A 13,916-nucleotide genomic window follows, 5' to 3' on the forward strand; every position below is an offset into this window, starting at 1 on the left:
AGCCTTTGGAGTTTTTAAGATAGTTTATCTATATTCTTCTTCATTATACAGGTCTGAAAACTCTAAGTTGATTTTAGTATTAATATTTGAGGATATATCTTTATTAACTTCAATAAGATTACTTTCCAATATTGTTATAGGCAATTCAACTGTAAAAGTAGAGCCTTTATTCACTTCACTATCAACATAAATCTTTCCATTATGAAGTTCAACTATTGATTTTACAATGGACAGTCCGATACCACTTCCATCAGAATTTCTAGATAATGAATTATCTATTTGAGTAAATCTTTCAAAGATAGAAGTTTGTTTATCTTTAGGAATACCTATTCCAGTATCTTGTACTATTATTAAGACATTATCTTCTTTTAATTTTACATTAACAGTTATTGAGCCGCCAGATTTTGTGAATTTTATTGCATTAGATAATAGATTTAATACCACTCTTTCAATTTTATCATAATCTATTGCAGTGTATATTTCCTCTTCTTCAGTATCAAATATAAGAGATATGTTTTTATTTTCAACATAATCTACTGTACTTAAAACTATATTTTCAACTACTTCAACAATATTAATATTTTCAAGTTTCAAACTTAGAAAACCTGCATCTAATTTAGTTATATCTATAAGATTATTTATAATTCTAAGGAGTATTAGTCCATTTTGATTAATGTAAGAGATTTTATTCTTCGCTTTTTCATTCTTATATATTATATCTCCTGATTTTTCATAGAGCTCTAATAATTGAAGCCCTGAAAGCATAACATTAAGAGGTGTTCTTAGTTCGTGAGATATATTAGCTAAAAATTCAGTTTTAATTCTATCATATTTAATTATTTCATTTAATTCTTGTTGGTCTTCTAAAGATTTTTTTCTAAGTCTAGTAGAATTAATAGATTGAAACATAGTAATAAGAAGGAATGTACCAATTAATCCTAAGATTAATGATTTAATTTCACTAGGCATATCGAAGGGAATTAGTGGCTTGTTTAATATAATACTATCTTCTGGCAAGTCTTTCATACTTATATCAAATTTTACTAACTCATCATAATTAAAAGTATATTTAGATGAGTTATCATAAAGTAAAGGCATGCTAGATAAATTTTCATTCATTAGTATTTTTAAAGCAAGATTTCCGATTTGTACTCCTTGTTCCTCAGGATTATAAACTTTTCCGCCTATTACGCCCTTAATGCCTATATATCTGTTCTTGAGACTATACATAGGAAGAGTACTAATTTGATTTAAATTTTCAACTGTTTCTTTTGGTGACAAATATATATTTTTCTTATTTTTAAAATGTCCAGCTATTAAATTTACCTCATTAGAACTGGAATTATTAATCTGTGATATCACATCTTCTATATAATCGGAGCAAATATAATTTAATTTAATATTGCTAAAATGCTCATCTAGTAGTAATACTTCGTCTAGTAGCAATTGAGAATATACATTGGCATTTAGTAATATGTTTATTTGTTTTGTTTCAGGATGCAAGTTAGAAATTAAATGTAATGTGTCATCTAGTTGACTTTCTTTAGCAATACCTGAGAACAGATTATAAGGATAAGATTTTAATTTAGTAATATCGTTTACAACCCCAAAAACTACAGGTGTGTCCTTGAATAAATTTTCATAATAATTAGCAACAAAGTCTAGAGATTCATCATTGAGTACAATTATTAAATCAAATTTATGATTTTTATATTTAGATTTCAAATAATTAGCTTTTGTGTTTATATAGGAGAGATCTTTAGAACCATCTAGTTCTAAATACTCAAAATTATATGTTATTTTAGTATATCTTTCGTCTAAAGTATGTTTTATTACATCAGAAATTTTAATAAATTTATAGTTTTCCTTATAATAAGATTGAAGTATAAGAATAGATTTAACTTGATTTAATTGCCCAGTATCACAATAGGCATAGGAAGAGGTATTTATTATATAAAACATTATAATAAAGAAAAAAATAGATATTTTTAATTTACTAAATCTAAAACACTTCATAAGACTATCCCCCATCAGTTCACAATACAATAATTATACCACTTTTGTTATTTTAAAGTATTAAATATTCGTAAAATTGGGAATTATTCAACAAATTGTCTTATATTAAAAAATTTGTTTTAATTTTCGATAATTGTGAAAAAACCATTCATAATCTTTAAATTATATAGGATAATATATAAATGAATAGACTTTAATTTTAATCTATTCATCAATAAAGTTGTGTTAGTAAATTATTTTAGCTTACACTAATATGGAATTGAGAATTAAAAATGGACAATTGACAATTATATAAAGCATAGATTAAATTTGAAAGTAGTACATATAGGGATACAATATGAAAACGTAATATATACTCTGGAAAATAAATTTTCTATAAAAGTAGTTTAATCTCTTAAAAATTAAGGATTAATAATTAAGGATTAATAATTAAGAATGAAGAATTTAGGATGAAATTCACCCTTAATGAATTTCTTAAAATAAAATTTATTCTCAAAAAACTTCAAAGGTCTTAACCGTGAAGTTTTAACCAAAATTCTTCATCTTTCATTCTTAATTTTTCATTTATAGAAAAGATTTTTGTTATGGAAATTAAAATCATGTATAGGTTAAATTTTCATTGTGGAACCCTATAGATAATATGAGGTGATTGTATGTTTAAAATAATGGTTGTGGAAGATGATAAAACTATAAAAAACATAATATTAGAAAATATAGTTAGATGGGGATTTACTCCCATTGATATAGATGATTATGGTGAGGTCTTTAATACTTTTGCTAAGGAGGAACCTCACTTAGTTTTACTAGATATAAATCTTCCATCTTATGATGGTTTTTATTGGTGTAATAAAATAAGAACTGTATCAAAAGTTCCTATTGTATTTATTTCTTCAAGAAATAGTAATATGGATATAGTTATGGCGATGAATATGGGAGGCGATGACTTTGTTCAAAAGCCATTTTCTATGGAAGTTTTAATGGCAAAAATTAATGCATTGCTTAGAAGAACATATGACTATACTAATGTAGAATCAAGCGTTGTTGAACATAGAACTGTAGTATTAAATTTAAAGGATAATAATTTAATATATAATGATAAAAAAGTAGAGCTTACAAAGAATGAATTTAAAATACTTTATATACTTATGAAAAATAACGGAACTATAGTTAGCAGAGAAAAAATAATGAGGAAGCTTTGGGAAGATGAAAGTTTTGTTGATGATAATACACTAACAGTAAACATAAATAGACTTAGGAAGAAGTTGTCAGACATAGACCTTGAAAATTTTATAGAAACAAAGAAAGGCCAGGGGTATGTAATATTATAAAAGGTGGTAGAATGAATGAGATTTAGGCATTATTTATACGATAATATAAGTTTTATGATTTACTATATAGGATTAATGAGTTTTATTACTATTTCCTTATATATAGATCCTAACAAGAGTATAACTGTAAATAATTTAGTTTATATAAATATAGTGGCTTTTTCTTTTACTTTTATATATCAAGTATATAAATACATGAGTACTAGAAAATACTACAGTGAACTAAAAGTCATTGTAGATAACTATGTTCAAGATATTTCAAATACCTTACCAGAACCAAATAACTATGAGCAAAAAATTTATGTTGAATTATTAAAAAAGATGTATGAAGAGCAGAATGAAAAAATATATGAGCTTCGTCATGATAAAAAAGAAAATCAAGAGTTTATAACATCATGGGTTCATGAGGTTAAGGTTCCTATTGCAGCAAGTAGACTTATTATGGAAAATGATTTAGAGAAAAGTATTGATAAAGTTACAGATATGTTAGAAGATGAACTTGATAGAATAGATAATTATGTGGAACAGGCATTATATTATTCTAGAATAGATGACTTTTCTAAAGACTATTTTATCAGTGAAATTAGTTTGATAAAAATAATAAAAGAGCTTTTAAAAAAACACGCTAAAATGTTTATAAATAAGAAAATATCGATAGAAATAAAAGATGTTAACTTTGATATATTAAGTGATAGAAAGTGGCTTAGCTACATAATTGAACAAATATTAGCCAATTCCTTAAAGTATACAAAAGAGGGTGGTCAAATAGTCATAACTGGGAAAGAAAAAGATGGAGATAAAGTTCTTATAATAGAAGATAATGGGATAGGCATAAAAAATGAAGATATAGGTAGAGTTTTTGAAAAAGGTTTTACAGGATATAATGGAAGGCAAAATTATAAATCTACTGGAATGGGGTTATATCTTGCTAAAAGAATGAGCAATAAATTAGGGCATGAAATAACTATAGAATCAGAGTATGAAAAATATACTAGAATTAAAATTTATTTTCCTAAAATCACTAATTATTTAAATGTTACAAAACTGTAAGCTCATAACATGCTTTTGTAAGTTAAAAAAATTGTTTATAGCGAATAAGTTCTATAAAATAAGCTTGTAGATAATAAATGCAAGCTTATTTTTGCATATTAAGGAGATTATAAAAATAAAAAATTAAATTTGTAGATGATTTATAAGAAAATTAACGGCGAATGGCTTATAAGAATGAGTAGTTTTTAATTATTTATTTTTAGTTTAACAGAACTCTAAATTGGATACTGTTAGTTCTGTATTTAAAAAGTTGGAAGCTAGTTGATATATATTTTATAAAAGTTTTAGGAGGATAAATTATGAAAAATGTATTAACAGTAAAAAATGTTGAAAAAGTTTATGGTTCGAGAGGAAATGTATACACTGCTCTTAATGATATAAGTTTAGAAGTAAGAGAGGGAGAGTTTGTTGGAGTAATGGGACCATCTGGTGCAGGTAAAAGTACATTACTTAATATTATTTCAACTATTGATAAGCCTTCTTCTGGGATAGTTAGTGTAGATGGAGATGATATAACAAAGATGAATGAAGATAAGTTATCCTCATTTAGAAGGGATAAATTAGGATTCATATTTCAAGACTTTAACCTTCTAGATACATTAACTGTAAAAGAAAACATAATATTACCATTAGCACTTTCAAAGGTTAATGTAAGAGAAATAGAAAGTAGATTAAAAAGCATAGCACAAACATTAGGAATAGCAGATATATTAAAGAAATATCCTTATGAAATATCTGGTGGTCAAAAACAAAGAGCGGCAGCAGCAAGAGCAATTATAACAAGTCCAAAGCTTGTACTTGCAGATGAACCTACAGGAGCACTTGATTCAAAATCTGCTACAGAACTATTACAATGTTTATCAGATTTAAATGAAAAAAATAACGCAACAATAATGATGGTTACTCATGATGCTTTTTCAGCAAGTTATTGTCAAAGAATATTATTTATAAAAGATGGTGTTTTGTTTACAGAACTTGTAAGAGGAGGTTCACGTAAAGAATTCTTCCAAAAAATAATAGATGTGCTTGCGACTCTTGGAGGTGGAGACAAGAATGAACTTATTTAGTATTGCTATAAAAAATATTAAAAGTAATTTTAAAAATTATTTTCTTTACTTTGTATCGATGGTATTTAGTGTAATGATATACTTTACCTTTACATCAATACAATATAATGAGCAAATTGTGGAATTAGTAAATAAAAAAGCAAAAATTATGGGGGCATTTAATGCTTCAGCAGTAATAATATTATTATTTTCTGCTGTATTTATATGGTACTCAAATTCTTTCTTTACAAAAAAAAGAAAGAAAGAAATAGGACTATATTCAATGCTTGGGGTTAAGAAAAAACAAATAGGAAGAATGTTATTTTATGAAACAATAGCTATGGGAGTTTTGGCATTAGTTGTAGGAATAGGGTTAGGCGCATTACTTTCTAAGTTCTTTATAATGATACTTGTTAATTTAATGGGATCAGCTATAGTTGTTAAATTCGCAATATCTATGAAGGCTATAATTCAAACATTTATAGTATTCTTTATATTATTCCTTATAACCTCAATACATGGATACTCATTAATATATAGATTTAAGCTTATAGAACTTTTTAAAGCTGAAAATAAAGCAGAAGGAGAACCCAAGGCATCAATAATACTTGCAGTATTTTCAGTAATATTATTATCAGTTGCATATGCTGTGTCTTTCCATATTTTTGAAGGCAATTTCTTACTAAGAATGATGTTTGTATTATTTGGATCTATTATAGCTACATACATACTTTTCTCATCTTTTATAGTATTTTTAATTAAAAAATCAAAGAAGAATAAAAGAAAATATTATAAAGGTATGAACATAATATCTACATCACAGCTTTTATATAGAATAAAAGGAAATGCAAGAGCACTAGCTACTATAGCTATACTTAGTGCTACAACTATAACTACTATGGGAACAGCAGCAAGTTTTTATTATCAATCTGTGATAAAGACAAGGGAACAAGTGCCTTTTGATTATGCTTATAGCCATAATGAATATAAAAATATAGATAATGAGATTGAATCAATAATTAACAAATATGAAGATAATAGATTAAAGAATAAAATACAAGTAAAATTTATAGAAAAAGATATTAAATTACCTAATATAGTTAAAATAGCTGGTAGCTCAGATGAAATGCAGGAAGCTTCTATAAGTATAATTTCCGAAAGCAGCTTTAAGGAAATAGATAAAGCCTTAAATAATAAATTTAACTTTGAATTAAAAGAGGATGAAATGGCATATTTCCCTCAATTTTTCTCACCAGCGCTTATGAGAAAGTTTGAAGGAGAAAAAGCTATAATTGATTTAGATGGACAATCTAAAGAGCTTACAGTAGCAAAATTTAGTGAAAAGCCATTAATACCTATATATATGACTAATGAAATAGTAGTAGTTAAAGATGAGCTATATAATAAATTATATTCAGAAGACAATCTAACAACCATTAGTTTATTTAATGTAGAAAATTATTTAAAAGCAGAAGGACTTACTAATGAACTTGAAAGCTTTATTGATTCTAAGAGTGTAAATAATGAATCTTATCTTCGTGAATTTACTTCATTCTATTCTGTATATAAACAATCAATGGAATTTGGAGGGCTATTTATATTTATAGGAAGTTTCTTAGGATTAGTATTCCTAATTTGTACAGGAAGCATAATATTCTTTAAACAACTTTCCGAAGCCAGTGAAGAAAAGCCGAGATATATTATATTGAAAAAAATAGGAGTTAACCAAAAAGAAATTAAAAAGTCAATTGGTAAACAAGTTTTAGTAGTATTCTTATTACCACTTTTAATGGGAATAATGCATAGCTTATTCGCCTTAAGAATATTAGATGGAGTTATGGGTGGATTAATGACACCAATAATGATAACAATAGTAGTGTATGTCATAATTTATTCTATATTCTATGTATTGACGGTAATATCTTATAATAATATAGTTAATGAAAAACTTTAATGTAGTAAATTTTAAATTATTTATTAAGAGTATTTATCAATTTTTGATAAATACTCTTTTTTTAGGGGAAAATATTTAAAACTCTATATTGGTTGGTGTGTTATGGAAAATAAAAGTTATAACTATGATGAAGAATATAAAATTGCAAATAGAATAATAGAACTAGAAAATTATAAGAACGACGATATAGATAAAATATTTTTCTCTAATACTAAGTATGTTTCTTGTAACTTTTCTCATATAATTTTTGAGGGTATAAATTTTTGTAATATGATATTTGAAGGTTGTACTTTTGAGTTTTGTAGCTTTTCACATTGTAATATAAAAAATAAAAGTTTATTACAATTCTTTTCTAGTGAAATTTTTAAGTGCAGTTTTGAGAAATGCAATCTTAAAGGGATATCTATTAAAAAGAGTAGATTTAAAGACGTAACTTTTAAGGATGCCTTTCTTAAAGGGTGTAATTTTATAGGTAATTGCTATAGTAGAGTAAAATTTATTGATGATTGTAATTTAATGGATTGTGTTATAAGAGATAGCAATTGCAGGTTTGATATATGTTTTATTAATAAAAAATCATATACAAGATTTAATTTAAACTCTTATGTTGGAAAATTTAATTATGATGATAAGTATTATTGTAAGGATGATAAATACTATGATGGTGAAAAAAGATATAGAGATATCTGTAATACTTATTTATGTTTTGGAAGTCAATATTTGAAAAATGACATTAGGGAAAAACAAGGAGAATGCTTTTATGAGAGTAAGAAGGCACTCTATAGAACTTTAAAAGGGCCAAGAAAAATAACCTCTTTTTTATCTTATTATGTTTGTGGATATGGAGAGAAACCTTATCGAACTTTTAGTTTTTCATTAATAATAGTAATTTTTTGTACTATATTATATATGTTTACAGGTTTACAGGGAAAAGATGAATTGATTTTATATGGATTTAATGTAGGAGCTAAAGGTATAAGGGTTTTAATTAGAGATTTTATTTACTGTTTTCATTTTAGTTTAGTAACTTTTTCAACAGTAGGCTATGGAGATTTAGTACCTTATGGTATTATGAGTACAATAATATCTAGTATTGAAATAATATTAGGTGTACTAATGATAGGAATTTGGACCTCGACTTTAGTTCGTAAAATGACAAGATAAACATTCTTATAAAGAATTCTGATGATAAGGTCATCAAGCCAATATTCAATTAATTTATAGTTACAAGTTCAGAAATTTTTAAAAGCAGCATTTGAAAGAACTATGGGAATAGCTAACAATATGTATTAATAGACTTATTTTGCATATAGAATTATTTCTTTGTGGAGGTGTAAATAAATTGTGAATATAATTTATTTTAATTCAATTTTAGTAAGCTTAATGTTATAATAAGTGTTATTTTACAAGGCCTCACAGTTAAGTTTTTAGAAATTTTCCCCAAACTTAAAATTAAATTTATATTGTAGATAGCTTAGTAAGATAAAAATTTTAGGGTTAATAATTCCATCATATTTAATAAAATTTAGAAAGTTGGTGCATTATTGGCTATAAAGAATAATATTATTTTAAAGAAATACTTTGAATTGAAGAAATCTTTTGACTTAAAGAAATACATGAAAAATTTCGATATTTTTTTATTTATTCTGGTAATTCTTGTATCAATTTGTGGAATTGTTATGATTAGTAGCGCAACATCTAATTTTACTAATAGCAGAAGATACATTACTATTCAAAGTCTTTCAATTATAATTGGGCTGGTTCTTATGTTTATAACAATTTGCATAGATTACCGTAATATTGGACATGCCTATAAATTTATCTATGTATTTAATTTTCTATTATTGGCAGCTGTAAGTATTTTTGGGACAGGAAAAGAACAATGGGGTGCACAAAGGTGGATACAAATTGGAAGTATTGGAATACAACCATCGGAAATTGTAAAAATAGGATTTATTATTACTCTTGCAAAATTTCTTGAGTCAATAAAAGATAATGTGAATCAAGTAAAATATCTATTGGCAACTCTGGCTTATATTGGAGTACCTATTGTACTTGTGATGGCTCAACCTGATTTAGGTACTGCTCTGGCATTTGTTTTTATTTCTATTACAATGTTATATATTTGTGGTATCGACTATAGATATATATTAGCAGGGGTTTTATCATGTGCTATTTTTATACCTCTTGCTTGGCAGTATCTACTTAAAGAATATCAAAAAAATAGAATTTTAGTTTTTATTAATCCTGATTTAGACCCTATGGGTGCAGGATATCACGTTCTTCAGTCTAAAATATCAGTAGGTTCTGGTGGATTGTTTGGAAAAGGCCTATTTAAAGGGGCTTACGCGCAAAATTTTGTGCCTGAAAAACATACAGACTTTATATTTACTATTATTGCTGAAGAATTAGGCTTTATAGGGAGTGCAATTATATTATTACTTTTATTAGTAATAGTTTTAAGATGTATTTCAATAGCAAAATCTGCTAAAGATTATTTTGGTTCTTATGTTTGTGTTGGGGTTGCTAGTATGATTATATTTCAGATATTTGTGAACATTGGTATGTGTATTGGTATTATGCCTGTTACAGGTATCCCACTACCATTTATTAGCTATGGTGGTTCATCGCTTATTACCAATTTTATAGCAATAGGCTTAGTTCTAAATGTAAGACTAAGGCACAAAGTTATTACTTTTTAGAAAAGCTAGAGCATAACATCATCAATAGATCCTCTATGAACTTTAACCGAAAGGTCGTACTTTCTTCTAATAGCATAATAACTAATGAGTTCTTTAATTTGCCTATAATAATATTAGTATTAACTTTGTATTCGTACTTTAGATTTTTTTCATTAGGTTCTTCTTTAATAATTGCATTAGCATTCATTTTTGTAAGTGAAACTATATTTTGTTTCACTTTAAGTTACCATTTGTAAATTCTACATTGGTTAAGTTTTATATAATGTTATAATATAAGAAAGATATAATTAGGGGGTGAGGGTATGGATCTTTCTAAGAAACAACAACAAATAGTTAATAGTAAGTTTAATGGATGCTTGATAATAAAAGGTGAAGAACATAGAGGTAAAACTCTTACTGCAATACATAGAGCAATATATTTAAAAAATAATTATTGCTTATATAATGATGATAATATAATAATGATTATTCCTAATGATAAAGAAAAGGAAAATATATTAAATATTTATGAAAAAGAGCAAGAATCTGGGGTATTAAGCTTATTTTCTTATAATAATCAAAGTTTTAAGGTATTTACAATTAATGAAATAATAGAATCAAAGTTTAAGCAATTTAAAAATAATAAGTCATTAATAGATGATAATATAAGAGCTGAAATTTTAAAAGATTGTATTGTAGAACTGAAAAAACAGAAGAAAAGATCAAAGATACTAAGAGAAGAATATATAGCTTACTTCTTAGAAGAGTTTGATTATATAAAATCTAATATGATTTTTAGTATAGGTGATTATCAAATATTTATAAGAAAAGGAAGAAAAGATACTATTCATAATGGTCCTAAGTCAGTACCTAAAAATTCTTCTACAAGAGAAGTAATATTTAAACTTATGGAACTTTATGATGAAGTTCTAAAAAAGAGAAATTTAATTGATTGTATCGGAAGAGAAACTTTGGTATTAAAAAGCTTAGAGATAAATGGCATAAAATCATACACTCATATAATTGTAGATAAAATTCATAAATATAGTAAATTACAGCTAGAAATCATAAAGCTATTAAATAATAAAAAAGATTATACAAATTTTATTGTAACCTGGGATATAAAGGATATATTAGAAAAAAACTCACTTGGAAATCGTGGCATTAAAATTAAAGATTTATTTTATGGCATGAAGATTAAAACCGTGGTACTGAAAGAAAATTTAAAAAGAGAAAATAAAATAGCTTCTTTTAATATATCAAAAGAATATAAAAATCAAGAAAATATATTTATGGAAAGTTATGAGTTTTTTGATATAAGGCATAATAGAAAATTTGATTTTGCTATAGATACAAGCAGTGAAGCAGACTTTATATTAAATCCTAAAGGTAAGGGTGAAAATTTACGGGTAGATGATCTTCTATCATTACCTATGTATAATGATATAGCTGCTGGAGAACCTATAATGATTAATGAGGGAGTCGAAGGTAGTTTTTATCTTCCTAAATATTGGCTTAAAGGTATTAAAGATGCTTTTTTATTAAAGGTAAAGGGAGATAGTATGATAAATGCTAATATTAATGATGGAGATTATGTTGTTATAAGAAAGCAATATAATGCAAATAATAATGATATTATTGCGGTAGACTTAGATGGAAGCGCTACTTTAAAAAGATTAAGTATTAAAAAAGAAGGTATATTTTTAATGCCAGAAAATGATAAATATACACCGATTGTAGTAAACAATGAGAATACGATGATAATAGGAATAGCAATAGCAATAATAAAAAGAAATTAAAAAGTAGCAGTATTTCACTGCTACTTTTTATAAATAAATGCAATAAATGCTTTCTATTTATACTAAAAAATGTTGAAAAACCTCATTATGGTGTGTTTAATTATGACTTATTATTTTATAAATAAGTTTCTTGAGCTTATTTTTCATATAAATGTATAAAACTGGTACTCCATAGGCTAAAGAAAGAGAGGCTATAGATTGCTTATCACAGTACCCCAAGAAAATTCCACATATTCCAAAGCTAAAAGAAAAAGAACCTATGAAAATTAGTAATACTATCAGTAAAAAAGTATATATTTTATTATTTGTAGAATTCAATTTAAAAATTATATATAAAATTACTACAGATAATAATGCTAATAGAAGTGATGTAAAATTGTGAACCATATTCAATGTGTCACATCCTTTGTATTTCTATGGTAATATATTATAATTTTTTTTATATTTGGTGAGTATTTTTACTAAACAATATACTACTCTTACGATGGCGGTAGAATTGAATCAATAATTTCATTTTTAAATTATTACTTATATATTATATTTATTGTATAATTGAACTATATTATACTATTTATAAATGATAAGGGGAGAATATTATGTTACAAAGGATTAAGTTAAATCTTGAAGCAGTTGAGGCTATGCTTTATTATTGGCAAGCAGCTAGTGAAAAGGATAACATAGCAGAAAAATTTTTCTATGACGTATCAGATATGCCTGCATTAAGTGCAGCTTATGACGAGGATTTTAATGGGGAGTCAGTAAGGCGTGCATTAAGTGCTATAAAAAATAGGGAACCTTTTGAAGGAAATAAGAAGGAAAAGAAATTTTGGAATAATAATATGTGGATGATGGAGGACTTAGAATATACTAAAGCAATGGCCACTCCATTAAAAAAATTAAATTTAGACTCCTTAGTAGCAGAACTTAAAGATTGTAACGGTGTAGATAAGTATGAAGAAATAGAGGTAATATTTTCACCACTACATTCAGATGAATATATAATCTTTAATAATAAATTAATAATTAACTTCTTTAGAGTTAAACCTAGTGACATAGATGATAGAACATTTATAGGAGATGTTGAATTAATAAATTATATAGCAGATAGAATAAAAGAATTATTGAATAAGTAATTTCTATTATTAAATTTCAAATAAGCAAGCTAAATTTGAGGAATTGAATTTAGCTTGCTTATTTTATCATTGAAAGAGATACTTTTAATCAATATTACAATTTTGGAGAAAAATGAAATTATACTAATTGTTTGTAAATATAATATATAATACTTACAGTTTTTTTAAGTGATATTTTATAGAGATTTATAATGGATAGATTGGTATAGCTAGGGGAAAAAGGAATAGGGAAGCTATTACTTAAATTTTTAATAGGAATGAAAATTTATTTATTAGTATTGGCGATTATAGGATTTCAGACTGTAATAATAATAATTTATTAAAATCTAAATTAGAAGTAAGTAGCGAAAACTCAATTAGTGATTAGGACAATTTACAGTGTGTAAGATTACGAGGATTGTCTTTCATTTCGTTTAATAAATAGTTTTGTATATATTATCTTACCGTCCATAATATATAAGAAATTCCTACTGCTTATGGACATAGTGCTAAGTTTTTCTTATAATTATTAAATTTATACTTCAATAATTTGCTACACTATTTGTTATAATCTTACACACTTTATATAGCATAATGTAAAGATTTTAATATGCGATAAGAATTATAAATTTTATTATTTATAATTCTTATTTTATTGCTTTAAAAATATTGGTAGTAGATAATTAAGGGTTGATAATTGGTGTCAAATGTTGTAGAATTTAAAAGGTTAGTTAGGAGGCTAAATAAATTCGTTAAGAATTAGGCTTAAGAGCAAAATATTGGATTAACTAGCTACTGATAAAATGACAAACATGTATGATTCAGCACTTCGGGAGCATATTTAGGTTCTTCTCAATCCTCAATATTATATTAATTATCCAGAAAGCACTAACAAATTTAAAAAGAAGTTCAAAAAACTAGAAGATACAC

Annotated in this window: 10 protein-coding genes; 8 read left to right on the forward strand and 2 right to left on the reverse strand. The window is 25.6% G+C overall.

All coding sequences use genetic code 11. The features are described 5' to 3' along the window. Window positions 1–24: 24 nt before the first annotated feature. Entirely contained in the window at window positions 25–2,016 is a 1,992-nt protein-coding gene (locus ACWPW7_RS04135) for an ABC transporter substrate binding protein (protein WP_454052501.1), read from the reverse strand. A 653-nt stretch (window positions 2,017–2,669) separates the two neighbouring features. On the opposite strand from ACWPW7_RS04135, the gene ACWPW7_RS04140 reads away from it, so the two are divergent. The 6 genes from ACWPW7_RS04140 (at window position 2,670) to rodA (ending at window position 10,096) form a co-directional block, all read left to right on the forward strand. Further along, entirely contained in the window at window positions 2,670–3,344 is a 675-nt protein-coding gene (locus ACWPW7_RS04140) for a response regulator transcription factor (RefSeq protein ID WP_454052502.1), read from the forward strand. Window positions 3,345–3,359: 15 nt separating this feature from the next. After that, window positions 3,360–4,394: a sensor histidine kinase gene (locus tag ACWPW7_RS04145; protein WP_454052503.1), complete on the forward strand. Its 1,035-nt coding sequence runs from the start codon at window positions 3,360–3,362 to the stop codon at window positions 4,392–4,394. A gap of 299 nt (window positions 4,395–4,693) precedes the next feature. Further along, window positions 4,694–5,461, forward strand: a complete 768-nt coding sequence (locus ACWPW7_RS04150; RefSeq protein ID WP_454052504.1) for an ABC transporter ATP-binding protein — start codon at window positions 4,694–4,696, stop codon at window positions 5,459–5,461. Beyond that, window positions 5,448–7,394 carry an ABC transporter permease gene (locus tag ACWPW7_RS04155; RefSeq protein ID WP_454052505.1) on the forward strand — a complete coding sequence of 649 codons (1,947 nt, stop codon included), beginning with the start codon at window positions 5,448–5,450 and terminating at the stop codon, window positions 7,392–7,394. Before ACWPW7_RS04150 ends, ACWPW7_RS04155 begins: the two co-directional genes overlap by 14 nt. Before the next feature lie 102 nt (window positions 7,395–7,496). Next, on the forward strand, window positions 7,497–8,558 hold the full coding sequence (locus ACWPW7_RS04160; protein ID WP_454052506.1) for a pentapeptide repeat-containing protein: 1,062 nt from the start codon (window positions 7,497–7,499) through the stop codon (window positions 8,556–8,558). Window positions 8,559–9,010: 452 nt separating this feature from the next. Beyond that, a complete protein-coding gene (gene rodA, locus ACWPW7_RS04165; protein WP_454055465.1) occupies window positions 9,011–10,096 on the forward strand; it encodes a rod shape-determining protein RodA in 1,086 nt (361 codons plus the stop codon). Here rodA and ACWPW7_RS04170 read toward each other — a convergent pair. Further along, the gene (locus tag ACWPW7_RS04170) at window positions 10,086–10,313 is read right to left on the reverse strand and encodes a hypothetical protein (protein WP_454052507.1); all 228 of its coding nucleotides are present in this window, start codon (window positions 10,311–10,313) and stop codon (window positions 10,086–10,088) included. The genes rodA and ACWPW7_RS04170 overlap by 11 nt on opposite strands. An 85-nt stretch (window positions 10,314–10,398) precedes the next feature. Here ACWPW7_RS04170 and ACWPW7_RS04175 point away from each other — a divergent pair, with 85 nt between their 5' ends. Both ACWPW7_RS04175 and ACWPW7_RS04180 read left to right on the forward strand, forming a co-directional pair. Next, window positions 10,399–11,874, forward strand: a complete 1,476-nt coding sequence (locus ACWPW7_RS04175; protein WP_454052508.1) for a LexA family protein — start codon at window positions 10,399–10,401, stop codon at window positions 11,872–11,874. Window positions 11,875–12,470: 596 nt separating this feature from the next. Further along, the gene (locus ACWPW7_RS04180; protein ID WP_454052509.1) at window positions 12,471–13,007 is read left to right on the forward strand and encodes a TDE2712 family protein; all 537 of its coding nucleotides are present in this window, start codon (window positions 12,471–12,473) and stop codon (window positions 13,005–13,007) included. Window positions 13,008–13,916 lie beyond the last annotated feature (909 nt).

The sequence above is a fragment of the Clostridium sp. Marseille-Q7071 genome, from assembly GCF_965112025.1.